11 protein-coding genes are annotated in these 16,407 nt (G+C 49.8%); 6 read left to right on the top strand and 5 right to left on the bottom strand.

What is annotated here, in order from left to right; translation table 11 throughout:
* Positions 1-112: 112 nt before the first annotated feature.
* Positions 113-484 carry a hypothetical protein gene (locus tag Pan54_RS02135; protein ID WP_146501929.1) on the top strand — a complete coding sequence of 124 codons (372 nt, stop codon included), beginning with the start codon at positions 113-115 and terminating at the stop codon, positions 482-484.
* Between the two features lie 218 nt (positions 485-702).
* The gene (locus Pan54_RS02130) at positions 703-993 is read left to right on the top strand and encodes a hypothetical protein (protein ID WP_146501928.1); all 291 of its coding nucleotides are present in this window, start codon (positions 703-705) and stop codon (positions 991-993) included.
* Positions 994-1,280: 287 nt separating this feature from the next.
* Here the strand turns inward: Pan54_RS02130 and Pan54_RS02125 are convergent, their stop codons facing one another.
* On the bottom strand, positions 1,281-1,826 hold the full coding sequence (locus tag Pan54_RS02125; protein ID WP_146501927.1) for a RipA family octameric membrane protein: 546 nt from the start codon (positions 1,824-1,826) through the stop codon (positions 1,281-1,283).
* 840 nt (positions 1,827-2,666) lie between these two features.
* A protein-coding gene (locus Pan54_RS02120; RefSeq protein ID WP_146501926.1) for an IS3 family transposase occupies positions 2,667-3,847 on the bottom strand; the annotation gives its coding sequence in 2 pieces (ribosomal slippage) (positions 2,667-3,562 and positions 3,562-3,847; 1,182 coding nt in all).
* Between Pan54_RS02120 and Pan54_RS02115 the strand changes: the two genes are divergently transcribed.
* From Pan54_RS02115 to Pan54_RS02105, 4 genes are all read left to right on the top strand, one after another.
* On the top strand, positions 3,846-4,622 hold the full coding sequence (locus tag Pan54_RS02115; protein ID WP_315852392.1) for a tyrosine-type recombinase/integrase: 777 nt from the start codon (positions 3,846-3,848) through the stop codon (positions 4,620-4,622). The genes Pan54_RS02120 and Pan54_RS02115 overlap by 2 nt on opposite strands.
* A 790-nt stretch (positions 4,623-5,412) precedes the next feature.
* Positions 5,413-5,565, top strand: a complete 153-nt coding sequence (locus Pan54_RS25675) for a hypothetical protein (protein WP_165441534.1) — start codon at positions 5,413-5,415, stop codon at positions 5,563-5,565.
* 158 nt (positions 5,566-5,723) lie between these two features.
* Positions 5,724-7,658: a recombinase family protein gene (locus Pan54_RS02110; protein ID WP_146501924.1), complete on the top strand. Its 1,935-nt coding sequence runs from the start codon at positions 5,724-5,726 to the stop codon at positions 7,656-7,658.
* 1,714 nt (positions 7,659-9,372) lie between these two features.
* Entirely contained in the window at positions 9,373-9,585 is a 213-nt protein-coding gene (locus tag Pan54_RS02105) for a hypothetical protein (protein ID WP_146501923.1), read from the top strand.
* Between the two features lie 286 nt (positions 9,586-9,871).
* Here Pan54_RS02105 and Pan54_RS02100 read toward each other — a convergent pair whose 3' ends face one another.
* From Pan54_RS02100 to Pan54_RS02090, 3 genes are all read right to left on the bottom strand, one after another.
* Positions 9,872-12,232, bottom strand: a complete 2,361-nt coding sequence (locus Pan54_RS02100; protein WP_146501922.1) for an arylsulfatase — start codon at positions 12,230-12,232, stop codon at positions 9,872-9,874.
* Between the two features lie 57 nt (positions 12,233-12,289).
* Positions 12,290-14,659, bottom strand: a complete 2,370-nt coding sequence (locus Pan54_RS02095) for an arylsulfatase (RefSeq protein WP_146501921.1) — start codon at positions 14,657-14,659, stop codon at positions 12,290-12,292.
* Between the two features lie 173 nt (positions 14,660-14,832).
* Positions 14,833-16,320 (bottom strand): arylsulfatase, encoded by a 1,488-nt coding sequence (locus tag Pan54_RS02090; protein WP_242631193.1) that lies wholly within the window; start codon positions 16,318-16,320, stop codon positions 14,833-14,835.
* Positions 16,321-16,407 lie beyond the last annotated feature (87 nt).

Here is a 16,407-nt window from a genome sequence, read left to right as displayed (position 1 = left end):
AACTCATGGAACAAGCTGGATTTATTAATGTTCGAATAATCGGCGAGTCGCCAAGAACAGAATATCAAGGTCGTCTAGGAGCTAGGGCTATTCTTTATGAAGGAACAAAGCCATGAATAATTCGATCAATAATATGAATCTTGATGAGGCCATTGATTATTTGAGTTTTGCAAATACTGCAGATGAAGGACCTTATTGGTTAATGCGGTTAGGGAAAGAGCCAAGCGTCTCAGAAAATGAAAAATTACTAGAAGCGATGAAGATCATTTGGAAATCAACTAGTGATAACGATTCCATAGCACGCGAAGTGGCTTTCCACTGCGGAACTATGCTTAACTTCAGTAATTCATGTCACGATGCACTTGTGCAAAGTAACGCAAGTAAAGCAACAATCTACTATATGGAAAAACTAACCATAGCTGCATACGATATTCTCGCCGGTGAAAATGCACTGCAATGGCAGACTCCGTTTGCTGCAGAGTGAGTAATCGACCACGGTGGGTGGCCCGCCCGATTTTGTCGTTTGATTCTCAGAGAGATAAGATGAATCCACCCTGCAGTTTCTGGCTTTAATTGACATCCAACAACCCAAATAGCCAACCGGAACCGTAAAACTTAAAGTCTACGACGACGAGAAATAGATCCACTTCGACACGTTCTCATGCAACAAACGAAGACAACCGGTCGCCATGTCCACGTTTCTTGTGGACATGCTTAATCCGTCTTGAAATCCCTGCAAATCTGACCGCCTCCTCCAGCCGGGATCAGGCCTGGACGACTAACACTCTGGCTCAGGCGACGATTAATCATCAGCAAGAAGTGGATCGGCTGAATTTGAAAGCGGGGTTTGATTTGGGGATCACCGATGCCCAGCATCAGCAGACGATCAAACTGGCCGAAGTCCAGCAGCAGTTCCAGCAGGTCAAGTACGGCATCGAAGGCTACTCCCAAGCGGCTTACGACTATGCCGGTTTAACGGTCGAAACATTCTGATTAACAATTCTTCTTTGATCATTTCATACTACCTTCAGATCAAACAGGAGCATTATTGGGAAGCGATTCCGGCCGAATTGAAAGACAACTACTATGATGCGAGCCGCTGAAATACCAGTATCTATCAATCGCTTGAAGTCCAGAACCGTCAAAAGTGATCGGGAAGTTTTGCAGGGTTTACGCATTGATTTGTAAGTGCAATTTGACGAATTTCAGCTGGTATTTCATGCTATTTCAAATAGCTGTTCTCATTGTTGGTTTCCGCGTTCCTCTTGTAGTCTATGAAATTAAGTTAAGAAATTGGACCGCGTTTCATGTGATGGAAGATTCACCTCATGTGGCTTTGGCGACTCTTTTACAAAGACCACGCTTGCTGCGAGGTATATTACGATAAAAAACACAGGGATAAACGATTCGATCTGCGTCAATGTCATATATCGACCGGAATCTCCGCCCTTTCCCAGCATTGTCCATTCCAGAACACTGTATGGTTGAGCGGGCAACTCCTTTTCAAGAAGTCCAACAACTTTGTATTTCGCTTCGTTCAACCTTCGGTAAGATAGAGTCAGCAAGACCCACAGAACACACAAGCCGATCCCGACTAACAGCAAAGGCAAAATCAATCCTGCTCGTACTTCTGTGTCGCTTTGAAGCAACTGGCCAATGGCGGCGAGAACCAGTGTGTGTAAGGTTATAAACGCAAGGTGCATGCTATGTCGCCGAGTGCTGACACGATCCGCCATTTCGACGTAGAGTTTGTATTGCTCAAGCAATAAATGCTGTATCTCTTGATGTTTTGGATTGCATGGTTGATCTGGGGCGGATTCAGACATTGATTTGGCCTAATTTACGGGAAGTAGTCTGATTTCTCAAACTGAATTTACAGGAATCGATTTAGGGTTATGAATAGAATTATGTAGCCCAATTGCCAACATGCTTTCAACGTTCCGTATCTTCTCTAGGTGACGTCTACCAATAGCAGTTCGCCGCAGAACACTTAATCAAACGACTGCTTACCTGTACGCTTCCAATTCCATCATTGAGCCGGTGATGAGAGAGATTAATCGCATGGTCTTTATCACAGTATTTCATGAACAAATTCCATTGCTATGTGAATGCGACATAGTCGGAATACTGTTGTGGGCACGAATCGGAACTCGCCTCCCGGAACAGGGCAATCGCATGAGAAAACTCTGTAAATACAGCGTTTTTAGTGTGATTGTTAGCAAAAAAGATGCGATTTCGTGTCATCAACTTTAGTGGAACTGTCGAAAACTCCTGTTTTTTAAGTATTTTTGTAAGTAATTCTCATGCGATTGCCCTGCCTCCCGGAATCAGTTGCCGTTAGTACTCATGGAAACGAATATCAATAGGGAACTGTATATTCAACGCAATGACTTATGCACTCAATTGCTGAGAAATGACTGGGTTCAACTCTCAACCTCCTGACAGGCCCCTCATTGATATCTAGTATTTATATTTGGAAAGCTAGTCTTAACGGGTCCACTACCCTGCCCATCGAACTCAATCTGATCTGGGATGTATGCGTATAATACTTGGCCATCAAAGCAGATATCTCATCGTAGAGTTTGTAATGATCCAATATGACTGAATGATTTATTTTCAATTCCTCATTGTGGACTTCCCCAAGAATAGTGGGCGCGGGGTAATGGTTAAGTCACTTGTACAAACTGCGCAGGGCTCAGATAGCCCAGTGCAGAATGTTTCCGTACTCGATTATAAAACACTTCGATGTATTCAAACAGGCTCGATCGAGCCTCTGAACGCTTCTTGTATCGCTCATGATGAACGAGCTCTTTCTTCAACGTCGCAAAAAATGACTCCATGGGAGCGTTGTCCCAACAGTTCCCTTTCCGGCTCATCGAACAGGTGATTCCCATCGAGGTCAACACCTGTTGATAATCCTCGCTAGCGTACTGACTCCCGCGGTCTGAGTGAAGCGTTAATTCTTTGAGGTCTGCATTCGACACGGCCTCCTGATCCACTGCCATCCTCAAGGCATTGACCACCAGGTCTGAGGTCATGCGTTCGGCCATCGACCAGCCTACAACTTTGCGCGTATACATATCCAGCACTGCTGCCAGGTACAACCAGCCCTCCTCAGTCCAGATGCAGGTGATGTCACTCAGCCAAACTTCATTGCTTTTTGTCACGGCATCAAACTGACGATCCAGATGGTTCTCAGCCACGGGCCGGGAATGATTCGAGTCCGTGGTGTTTTTGAACTTCTTCCTGGTTTTTGCCTGAATTCCAGCCTGATTCATCAATTTGGCCACCGTATTCTCTGAGACCTCATAGCCGCGTTCCAGCAATTCTCTATGCATCCGAGGAGAGCCATACACTTCTCGTGTCTCCTGATGAATCTCCTTCATGGCCTGTGTCAACTCCTGTTGATTCTCCTGGCGTATACTCATCGGACGATTCTTCCAGGTGTAATATCCACTCCGGGAAACCTCGAAGATTTCACACATCCGAGCTACTTCAAAGTCTTCTTCATGGTCATCAATAAAGGTAAATCTCACTGATTTTCCTTCGCGAAAAAGGCTGCTGCTTTTTTTAAAATCTCTCGATCCATTCTCAGCTTACGATTCTCCTCGCGCAGCTGTCGCAACTCTTCACGTTCGGATTCAAACAACTTCTCGTTGGACTTCGATTCTTTGCCGCTCATGAACTTCTCTTTCCAGTTGCGTAAAACACTGACATGAATATCCAGGCGTCGAGCCGCCTCGGCCAGCGGATAATGCTGCTCGGTCACCAGTCCCACGGCATCCCGCTTAAACTCTTCAGAATAACGCCGCCGCGTCCGTTTTCCAGCCTGTGATGATCCCGACATAGTCGACTCCTCTCGGAGAGCTTACACTCTCTTTTGGGCGCCCACTATTCTTGGGGAAGTCCAGTTTCGGATATCACTGAGCAAGGCACAGGGATCCGATACCTACTGCTATACCAGGGAACAAGTTGAGGCTATGGTGTCGCACTGCCAGAAAACGCCTTCACTGGAGTGGATGAAAAATGTCATCGTCGGCCTGGCAACAACCGGCATGCGCATCGGCGAATTTGTTTCCCTACGTTGGTCAGACCTTGATCTCGAAAACAATGTCATTCAACTGACCGATGAACGATCAAGTAAACGTCGCAAACAGGCTGGCTCTGTCAGGACGATCAAAGGTAAGCGTGGACGAACGATCCCACTCCATGAAACCTTTAAAACGATTCTCAAACAGATTCCCATGCATCACGATGGACTCGTATTTCATGGTCCACTCGGTGGCAAAATAAAGCCGGATGTGATTCGTAGAAATTTGATCAAGCAGATTCTTGAGCCATTAAGTTCCAGCTTCCCCATCCCTGTAGGTGAGATCGGATTTGAACATGGACGACTCCATAGTTTTCGACACTACTTCGTCAGCGAAGCCTTCCGACAAAACGTGACCGAGGCTCAAATCATGGAATGGGTCGGACACAAGGATTCAGAGATGGTCAAGCTCTATCGGCACTTGCGGGCCGATGATGGTCACCGTCATATGCAGCGCCTGAACTTCGGCACCGCTCCTGAACAGCCATCCCCAATAATGGATGAGACTATCCCAGAAATCACCCTGGCATGAAATGGTTTCATGCCAATTCCCTTTTGACCTGGAGGAACCTGAACGACTCAGCAATATGTAGTCTGCCAAGCTGCGACATATCAGCAAATTAGTCCCAAACTGTCCCATTGATTGTCCCAATCAGTGGGACAAAAAAAGACGCTCGACGTAAGTCGTTATAAAATAGAGACTTGCAATGAGCGTCTTGAATGATGCGGAGAGAGGGGGATTCTAATTTTACGATTCCGCAATAACCTGTTTTTCAGGTACTTTTCTCATATTTCGCTTTAATTATAGCGAATTCGTGATTTTGGCCATTAGTCATCATTGTTCATCTTTATTCACGACTAGTCAACTTTTTGGCACAGTGTGCCAAATCTTCTGGATGAGCTGCCTCCGCAAAGGAGGCTTACTATGTGGCACTATTCTGCTTCAATTTCTCGTTCTATTTATTGCGAGAGTCGACACACTGCTCTTTATGAACCGCATGTTCTGACTGGATTCTGGACTCGATTGAAATTCAATCCAGTCTATGAACTTTGTGAAGATTGCAGGGTTTCAGCTAGAAATTCAAAACTGCGATTTCAATTTACAAAGCTAGTCAAAACTGACCTATCCTGTGGGCATAATTCAGAATCTGCAGAAAGTCGGCTTCAATGGCATGCTCTTGCCTTAATCACAGGCTGTGCAATCAGACTCCAGCTCCCTCAATGCTCATCTAACCATAAACGAATAAGCCGAGAATTAGTCCATTTTATTCGCGATGGTCTCTCCCCTCCCCATATCAAATCAATCAGTAAAGGTTTCGCCAGTGGCTCAATCCGAAGCAGATTTGCCAGTTACAGATGCTGAAAAAGCAGTTAACGCCATTCAGACTTCCAACTTAAAAAAGGTTCAAGTTGAGTGGTTGCGACTGATCATCGAACTGGCCATCACAATGCCAATCGATGAGAAAATCGAATAGATCAAATGAAGCGATAGCTTCAAATTCACCAGATCAGTTCGTAGCAATCTTCAGCATTTTCTGACACGAATTCAATCGTCCTGTTACCAAGGAAATGATTCCCAGTTCCAGGACAGCAATTTTCAATTTCGATCTTAACAGATCAAGGATAGATAATCATGTATTTACAGCACCCCATTAACAAAGATACCAAAATTTTGAGCTATGCGCGATATTCCACAGAGGAACAACGTAGTCAGAGTATTGATGATCAACATCAACAAAATGTTGCATTTCTCGAAGAACAGGGCGTTGATACCAGCTCAGTAGACCGACTTCAGGATGAAGGAATTTCTGGAGAGATTCGCAGTCGGTCAGGAATTAATAAGGTTTTAGCTGGAATTGCGGCTTTGCTTTGGCAACTAATAATCGTCGAAGACTCGAGCCGTTTATTTCGTGGGGTTGCCCCATGTATTGACTTAGTTGGTCGTGCAGTCGATGCCGGAATCCGAATTATTTGTATCGGCGATCGAGTTGATACCGCGGATGAAGACTGGCAGAGTCGGCTGGAAGATGCTCAGAGACATCACGGGCATGATAACTTCAAAACTCGATACCGGATTAAACGTGCACTCGATGGGCTCTGGAGAATGGGAGCCGCCATCGGGCTCTTAAATCCCGGTTATGAGAGGTATCAAGTAAATCCAGAAAATCCAAAAGCTCCGAAATTCGACCGAGTCATAGAACGATTCAAACCTAACATCAAACGGGTCTATGAAATGGTTGCTACAGGGCACTCTACGTGGGAAGCGGCTGAGTACCTGACTCAAGAATGTCTTCCCAAGACGTCAAATTCTTCAAAACCAGAATGGACGCGAAAAAATGTTATCAGTTTAATTCGAAAACCCATCTATCGAGGTGAGGAAAGTTATCGGGTTACAGTCGCTAAAAAAATTCACTCGACAGGAAAAACAAAATGCGAGGAAAATCCCAATCCCGACAAAGTCCTATGGCGTCCAATGCCTCATCTGCAAATTGTTGAAGATCTGTTATGGCACCAAGCCAATCAGAAGCTTAATGAATTAAGCACTGTCAAACCAAAGCATGGAAGAGAAAGCTTGTTGTACGGCATACCACGAGATTCTCGTGGGCCACTTTCAACGATCTTCGAGTGCGGCATATGTGGTCGTCCGATGTATATGGAAGGCCGAAATGAGGGAGGGTATCGCTGTAGTGGAGTCAAACAAAGACAATGCTGGAACAAGGCGACCAGTATTCGGGATTTGACGCATCAGAGGATTGGAGCAGCTATGTCTCAAGAGATTCTTTCCGCCTGTTCGGATCAGATTGATAGTCTGCTGGAATATGCGGAATCGCGGATGACATGTTCAGCAGAAATCGAAGCTGAGTTAAAGAAACTCAATCGACAAATCGCCGAGGTGAAGAAAAAGGAGAATAAGCTTTTGGAACTCTTTCTGGAGGATATGGAACCTACTGATACGGTCAAAGAAAAGCTCAGCCAACTTCAGAGTGACAAGAAAACTATTCAGCTTTCTGAGCAACAACTTCAGGCTCGAAAATCACTTGCTGTTGCAGTTCCCACCCGGGAACAACTTTTCGAAAAGTTGCAGGAAGCTTCTGAGCAGATCTCACTGAACCAAAATCAAACGACTCCACTACTCCGTCAGTTACTGGTGGCTCCAATACGAGCCATTCCCTGTCAGCAGTTTGGTTCCTCGAAGGTCGTCCTGAGGGCTGAATTTACGATTCAGCTGATTCATCTGTTACCGGACGAATTACGTCTGCTGTTGTCAGATGAGGATTTGACATCCACTGAATCTGAATTGTTTCAGAAAACGATTTGTGTCGATCTTTTTGAACCGTCTATGGCTCCCAAATATGCCATGCAAGCCCTGGAAATCTATGAGAGTAATACGACTCGCCGACCGACATTGGTTGAGATTGGTGAAAAGCTTGGCATTTCAAAGCGTAGCACGCACCTCGCATTGAAGCTTGGCCATAAAATGCACGAAGCTGGTCTCACCGATCCATTCATTCCACTTGAGGAGTGTCCGGAAAATGCCTCGCGGTGGAGAATCAGTAGGGCAGGATAGCAGGCTTCAGGCTGGCCATTGTGGTCAGCCTGGTCTGCTTCTTTTTTAACTATCAGTCAGCCTGGCAGGTTTTACCCATGAATCTGCCATGCTGTAATTTTTTGCGATCAACGCCTGACGGCATTATCGGATTCATCACTCCGGATCGTCAGCACCGTTCGACAATGGTGTGATTTTTAGACACGAACTTTGCGACCTTAAAGTCAGAGGTTTTATTGATTCAGGAAACCAACGAATAAATACAACTATCGGCAGTCAGGCGCTATCTACTAGCCAACAAGTTAGTGAGAGATTCTCGGTGAAGTGCAATGTTCATGATAGACCAGGAACTACAGAACAGGATGGTTTCAATAAGTCTCTGCTGATGTTCAGAAACACTATTGAACTGTCCATTTTAAACCGTGTGAAAACTGAAAGTTCGCGGTTTTTCTTTGCAATATGAGTAGGAATCTAAACATGACAAATAATCAAATCAAATCAATACAGAACATGTTGATTAGCGTTCAGCAAAACATGAGGAATGCCGCTAATCCAGCGTGGGCCGAAAAGTTTCATACCGGTGATCATGAAAAGAAGAGAGATCTGATGAGGCTGAGGGGAAGCATTTCTGATAATTCAAACAGGTTGGGCTCTAAAATCACTGAGTCAGTAGATGAGCCATAAAGGACATTAAAATCCAACCATAACAAACAGAATAAAAACGCGTCCCCAACTCCAAATACCGCTTGCCACATACTGGAACTCGTATTGCCCTCAGCTGGCCCGAAGGCCTGGGGAGATTTCGAGAGAGCACGCATTTCAGGGCTCAATATCATTCACGGTTTGGGCAGCCAGCCTATTCCATTCCATTCGTCTTCGATACCTTTGTGCGTACGATTTCAACTACACAGTTATCAGTGACGCCGCATCACTTGCCACCGGACCTCAAGCTAAGTATTTCTAAACTCTATCGAATGTAAGACTTCGCAGGAATGATTAGCCGTTCATTTTGAGAGATCATTTCCCTCTACCTGTAGAACTCAAAATTCGGGGATGCTGTTATAATAGAATTGGTATTTCATATGTATCTTTTGAATGGACGATATCGTCCATCCTCCCTGAATGGCCCAGCGAAGAACCGTTATGTTCCATTTGCTGTGGGGCTGTCCGGATGCCGCTTCGAACCTGCACATCGATGCTGCGAACTGCGCTCGTGTAAGGACGTGGTTCCCAAAGCCCAATCAACAGCAAAACCCCGCCTGCAACGCTGTGGTCAAGGGATTGGGTTTGCATAAACGTACAAATCTCCCCGATTAGTGCTCGAACCAGAGTAGCGAGCCGCGAAACTGGCGACTGGATTTGAACTCCGTAAGTTCCACGCCGACAGTAATTTCGAGCAATGCCCCTTCGTTGCGTCGCCTGTTTGAATTTACTGGGTTGGGCTTCGTGGTTTGCGTAACTCGCATCCACCAAACGAGAAACAGTTCGCTGTAAATCAACACGACGACCTGTTTGGTTTCTCAGTCGGGGCAACCAGACACGGTTAGAACTTTTTTATCGGACCGTCACGCAGTCGACCGTGTTAGAATCTAAAGTATGGGAAGAGGTTACATCAACTAAGGTGTGACTCGCCCTTGAAAGAGCAACTCAAGACGTACGGTGTGTAAAATCCCTCCTGTCAATAAAGCCGAAGCAGATTCGGACGGAATTCCCAGCGCACAAGGACGGTTCGTCCTTGGGCACGACCAGAGCCATTCGCGAACTGCCGGATGTCATCACCTTGACTGCGATTTTCGCGTACCCGAACTGCGGTCGGTGGAAACCACCACTGCCTCGAACGACAATTCCGTCGTGCTGGCGGCTGATGCATCCGACGCGGTTCACAGATCAAGATTGGGATGCTACATCAGGTACCGAAGCCGGTTTGGGGCGAGAACCACAAACATGATCCATATTTCGGCGATCTGGACATCCTCGGTATAGACGGCAGCCATCGCCGGTTCCTCCCCGGCAAACGGACCGTATCCTTGTCAAGTTTGATCTTGACTGCGAATTGAGCAGGGGCATCGGTAGCCAGGCTAGTTGGCATTGTACCCGAAGCTTGCAGTTGACCAGCAGGTATTTCTCATGATTGAAGGTCGCGACGACGACACCTGGATTCCAGCCTTCGTCATAGAGGATGAAACCGGAGATGGAAAATACTGCCTACATCTAATCAAGATAAGGAAGTTATTTCACCTCTTTTCCAGGTAACGAATTTCCGTGGTTTGAATTTTGCCTTCGAATAGGAATGGGGCTTGGTCGTAGTAGTCCAAAGATACGGGCGAGTCCTGGTCGCGGCCGATGTCAAAGGTCGCGTTGCTGGTGAAGTGCAGCGACATGCCGCGTGGGACGCGTCCTTTGGCAACTTCCTTACCATCGACAAGCAGTGAGACATCAATCGGGCCGCCAATCTTTTTGACCAGTTTCGAGACGACTTCGATGCGGTGTTTGCCCGCTGCAATTGGCGTCTTTGAACGCACCTTGGTGCGCTCGATCTCAAAGAGATTGAACTCATAGCACAGCTCTCCGTCATCCATATAGCACGTCAAGCCCCCGGAAAATCCCGCCAGCGCGTATAGCACGCCACTTGCTTCTTTGGGGAGATTGACGTCCATCGTGACTTTACTGCTCACCTTGCCCAGTTTGGGTGCAGCCGATTCCGGAGTGCCCGAGACCGGGCCATAGAACGACCACTGCGTGGACGGCGGCGCGGGCGCGTCTTCAGGGTGATAGAGAACGGTCGACCAGAGCCCACCACCGATGGGCAGGTTCTTATTCTTGGCCGACTCCGTTAAGAACAACTCCTTCATCTCTTCCAGCTTCTTGGGATTGGCCTTCGAAAGGTCGTTCGACTGACTCCAGTCTTCTTCAATGTTGAACAACTCCCATTTGTCCGTCAAAGGCGACCACTCCTTAATCCCCGGTGGAATGCCACCCACCCAAGGTTCGCGGGGACCACGTGCGGAGGCAAACCAACCGTCGTGATAGATCCCACGGCTCGCCATGATGTCAAAGAACTGCGTGTTTCGGGTTCCTTCAGCTTTCGGATCATTCAGTGAGTAAGCCATGCTGACGCCATCAATCGGATCTTGCGCAAATCCGTTGACGACTTGCGGGAGCGAAATGTCCAGCAATTCATAGATGGTCGGTGCGATATCGACCACGTGATGAAACTGGGATCGCGCGACCTTGTCGCCTTTCAACTTGGCTGGCCAGGAGACGGCCATCGGTTGTCGCGTACCGCCAAAATAAGCCCCCTGCAATTTGGTGCCTCGATACGGCGTGCTCCCCGCCCAAGCCCAGCCAGCATGATACATGTTGTCAGTTTTGGGACCGCCGAGTGCATCCAATCCGCCCAGTTCTTCGAGTGCCTCCAGGTGTTGAGAGATTTTTGTTGCAATCCCGTTCTGGGCCAGTTGCTCGCTGATCGTGCCGTAGAGCCCTTCCGAAGAGGAGCCGTTGTCGCCCCAGATGTACAGAACCAGCGTGTTTTCCAGACGCTTCTGTCGTTCGAGTTCATCGATAATCCGACCAACCTGTGCGTCGGCATGTTCGGTGAAGCCAGCAAAAATCTCCATTAACCGCCGCTGGAACGGCTTTTCTTCTTCTGGGATCGATTCCCACGAAGCCATCGAATCGGCTCTCGGCGTTAGCTGTGTGCCTTCTGGTATCCAACCGAGTTTCTTCTGGTTCGCGAAGACGCGCTTTCGGTAGGCGTCCCAGCCATCATCAAATTTTCCTTTGTACTTGTCAGCCCATTCTTTCGATACCTGATGTGGACCATGTGATGCACCGGGTGCCCAGTACATGAAAAACGGTTTGTCGGGAGAGTAGGCTTTCTGATCTCGCAGCCAGGTGATTGCATCGTCGGCGATGTCTTCGGACAAGTGATAATGCTCGTTGCCGCCGCTGGTTTCCGGACGTTCGACGTAGCTTGTGTTTCGAACCATCGTCGGTTCATACTGAGACGCTTCCCCGGCCAGAAACCCATAGAAGTATTCAAACCCGTAACCGGTTGGCCAGTAGTCGAACGGTCCCTTGTTCGTGATCTGCTCCTCAGGCGTGTTGTGCCACTTTCCGAAAGCCGAGGTGTTGTAACCATACGCTTTGAGTACTTCGGCCATCGTTGCCGACGTCTTCGGAATCACTCCGCTGAACCCATCGAAATCGTTGGCAATCGCAGCAATCTGACCATTACCGACGCGCGTATGATTGCGACCAGTCAGCAGCGCAGCCCGGGTGGGCGAGCACATCGCCGTCGAGTGAAAACGGTTGTAAGAAACACCCGACCCTGCAATGCGGCTGAGCGTCGGAGTGTTGATTTCACCACCATACGTTGACGGAGTTCCCGCTCCGACATCGTCAATGAGGACAATCAGAATGTTCGGTGCATTGGACGACAAGCGTTTCGGTTCAACCCGTTTGTTGTAAGTCGAACTCTCAATCGTCACGCCCGCTTGGGATCCCGAAGGAGCGGGTGGGAACGGCAGGATGTCTTGCGCCAGACACGTCCCGGGCATGACCAACAGTATTGCAATAGAGAACAATTTCATCGTTCGGTGCTCATTTTTTTGAGGAGAAGGTGATGGTCGTGCCCGCGTGGTTTCGTCTTACTTCAATTCGACTTTGACAGTGCGGATCGTGCCGTTGAATTTAAACGGACGCTTTTCTGCGTAGTCGAGCGAAACGGGCGAGCCGAGGTCGACACCGACATCAAAGGTTTCACTTGCTGAGAACGCGGCTGGTACGGACAGGCGCGTGGTCATCTTGGCGACTTCGTCGCCGTCAACAGACATCACCAGCGTTAACGGGGCACCGGGTTTTGGGAGTGATGTGTCGACAACAATCGTGTGCTCGCCCGCCGCAATTGGTTCCTTCGATTTCACGGTGTAACGCTCGATGATCATCAGGTTGTATTCGTAGCAGAGGTAGCCGGCGTCCATGTAACAGGTCAGACCCCCGGCAGCGCCACCCAGTGCATAGAGCACTCCACTTGCTTTGTCGCCGACTTCTAAATCGATTTCGACTCGGTTGTTCTTCTTACCCAGTCCAGGCGCAGTGAACTCGGGCATGCGACGTGTGTTCGGGCCGAATGTCCAGCTGGTGTATTTCGTGCCCACCACATCTTCCGGGTGAATTCGCGTCCAAATCGCACCGCCGATCGGGAAATCCTTGTTGTCTTCGGCAGCGACCAGAAACTCCTTTTTCATTTTGGCAAGCCGCTCAGGATGAGCGGCGGCCAAGTCGTTTGCCTGTGAAAAATCGCTTCGCAGATCATAAAGCTCCCAGACGTCGTCTTCTGAATTCCAGCCCTGCATGCGTTCCGGATTGTTTGCCGGATCCCACGGGTAAAGCGGCCCGAACGTGCAGGCCATCCAGCCATCTTTGTAGATTCCCCGACTGGCAAAGTTGTCAAAGAACTGCTCCTTTTTTGTGGTCGGTGCCGCGGCGTCCTCAAAGGTGTACGCCAAACTGCGTCCATCCATCGGCATCTGCTCGGCTCCCAGAACGACCTTCGGCGGTGTGATCTCAAGAATGTCGTAAATGGTCGGCACGATGTCGATTACGTGGTGGAACTGCGACCGAATTTCGTCGCTCGGCTCGATGCCCGCGGGCCAGGAAATTGCCATCGGGTTCCGCGTCCCGCCGAAGTACGACGCCACGAGCTTGGTGCCCTTGAAGGGTGTGCTTCCGGCCCAGGCCCAGCCAGCGTGGTACATGTTGTCGACGGCGGCGGTCCCGATCGCATCGAGCCCGCCCAGTTGGTTGAGAGCTGCGATTTGCTGGTCGACGGTGGTGGGAATCTGGTTCTGTGCGAGCAGCTCGCTGACGGTTCCCTGGACACCTTCGGCACTCGATCCGTTGTCGCCCCAGATGTAAATCACAAGCGTGTTTTCTCGCAGGCCACGTTCTTCTAACCCATCAATCACACGTAGGACTTGATGGTCCGTATGCTCGACAAAGCCCGCATAGACTTCCATCAGCCGGCGCTGAAACGGTCGCTGCGATTCGGGAATCTCCTCCCAGCCTTGCATGGTCGGGTCACGCTTGGTCAGCTTGGTGCCTTCGGGAATGATGCCCGTTTCGAGCTGACGTTTGTAGACACGCTCGCGATAGGCGTCCCATCCGTCATCAAATTTCCCCCGGTACTTATCGGCCCATTCCTGGGCAACATGATGCGGACCATGCACGGCTCCAGGAGCCCAGTACATCAAAAAAGGTTTGTCGGGCGAATAGGCTTGGTGATTGTCGAGCCACTGCAACGCTTCTTCGGCCATGCCTTCAGAAAGGTGGTAGTTCTCGTCGTGTGGGGGTTCAATGTGAGTACGATTGCGGGTCAATCGCGGTTCCCACTGCGAAGTTTCCCCAGCGATGAACCCGAAGAAGTAGTCAAACCCGTAGCCGGTCGGCCAACGGTCGAAGGGCCCCATGCTGGTCGTCTCGGTCGCCGGCGTGTTGTGCCACTTGCCGAACGCTGACGTCTTATAGCCGTAGTGATGCAGCACTTCCGCAACCGTTGCCGCCTCGCGTGGAATGATACCGGTGAATCCGTCAAACGCGACGGCCCGCTCGGAAATGGTGCCCGAACCGACGCGAGTGTGATTGCGTCCCGTCAGCAACGAAGCTCGCGTCGGCGAACAAATCGCCGTCGTGTGGAAGGCATTGTAGCGCAGGCCTTGGCTGGCGATTTTTTTGAACGCCGGGGTGGAGACTTCGCCGCCGAAAACTTCCGACACGCCGAAGCCCACATCGTCAATCAACACGATCAGGATGTTGGGCGCGCCCTCTTTCAAACGCTGTGGCTCGGCCGGCCACTTCATCGTCGAATCCTGTAGCAGCGGCTTGACGACGCTATCAAGCGGCGTCGGCGGGAAAGGCAAGGCGTCCTGGGCATATCCCCGGACTGCAATCAGGGTAACGGCCAAAAAAGCTGCCGAATACTTTGACGCTACCAAGGTAGCAATATGGAACGATTTCATAGTTAAGCTCGCTATGGTGAAGTGGGCGACGCTCGAACGGCGTCAAGGGAATCGGTAAAGTTGTTCATTCATCTCGTCCACTGCGAAATCCAATTCCGCTGTATGTTTGTAAATAAAACGAGTTGCTCCCAGGAATCGGCCTGGGAGCGATCGGGCCAGCGAAAGTGCGACAACTATTGCTTGGGCGTAAAACTTCCTCCCTCTTGTCGTGGGGGGAACTCTTTGAAGGTCGCCATGAATTCGCCGACGATATCCTTGAGGGGAACCATCACATACATGCGGCGGTTGACCCAATCGTCATAGTAGGATGATTCTTCCGGCGCTGCTTCGAAGGGATCGGCGCGGAGGTCGATCAAGAGCGGCGCTTTGCGAACTTCCTGGGGGTGCATCCAGACATCGATGCCGTGATGATTCTGAGTCGAGAAATGAAACTTGTAATCCTTGAACCGAACGGCCCCCAACGTGCCATCGTCAACGAAGGCAAAGAACTTCGTGCGCGGGCCTGCCTTCGCCTTGCCGGTCAGGTAGGGAAGAAAGTTATGGCCGTCGAGGTGAACTTTGAAATTCTTATCGCCCGCTTGGTGGCCCTTGAGAAGCTTGTCTTTGATTTCCGGTTCACCAGCGGCTGCCAAGAGCGTGGGCAGGCAATCCTCCAGCGAAATGATTTCGTTCGAGACCTTGCCGGCGTCGAATTTGCCGGGCCAACGGATGACAAAAGGCACTCGGATACCGCCTTCCCACGTGGTGGCCTTTTCCCCTCGAAACGGGCTGGTGCCTCCATCTGGCCACGAAAATTTCTCAGCACCGTTGTCGGTCGTGTAGATGACAATGGTATTGTCCGAGATGCCGAGGTCGTCCAACTTATCGAGCAGTTGGCCGACGTGTCCGTCATGCTCGACCATCCCGTCCGCATAGACGCCTCGTCCGGTCTTGCCCTTTGACTCCGGCTTCAGGTGCGTGAAGATGTGCATGCGGGTCGTATTGAACCAGCAGAAAAACGGTTTGTCCGCTTTCGTTTGCCGTTCCAGGAAGTCGAACGTAGCGTCAAGGAACTCGCCGTCGACGGTTTCCATGCGCTTCTTGGTGAGTGGTCCGGTGTCCTCGATCTTGCCGTCGACGGTCGATTTGATCACGCCGCGCGGCCCGTATTTCTTCCGGAACTCGGGGTTTTTAGGGTAGTCAACGTTTTCGGGTTCTTCTTCAGCGTTGAGGTGATACAAGTTGCCGAAGAATTCATCAAAACCGTGATTGGTTGGTAAGAATTTGTCGAGGTCGCCCAGGTGATTCTTGCCAAACTGACCCGTCGCGTAGCCCATGGGCTTGAGGAGCTCAGCAATCGTTGGGTCTTCGGACTGCAGCCCAATCGGATCACCCGGCAAGCCGACCTTCAACAGACCGGTTCGCTTGGGTGACTGCCCGGTGATAAACGCGGCGCGACCTGCGGTGCAACTTTGTTGACCGTATGCGTCGGTGAACATGATTCCTTCGCGAGCGATTCGGTCGATGTTCGGCGTCCGATAGCCCATCATCCCATGGTTGTAACAGCTGGGGTTAAACCATCCGATATCGTCCGCCATAATCACAAGAATATTCGGCTTGTCAGCCGCGAGCGATGGAACGACCATTGCAAACACGATCGCCAAACAGGCAAGAGTTCTCATTAACATAAGTGTGCTCCTGGGGTGAAACGAGTTAAACCGACATTTCCCATATGGGTTGAGCCTAAATCGCTCCCTATCTTAATATCG

The sequence above is a fragment of the Rubinisphaera italica genome (assembly GCF_007859715.1).
GTDB lineage: Bacteria > Planctomycetota > Planctomycetia > Planctomycetales > Planctomycetaceae > Rubinisphaera > Rubinisphaera italica.
This window is presented reverse-complemented; position numbering and strand designations above follow the sequence as displayed.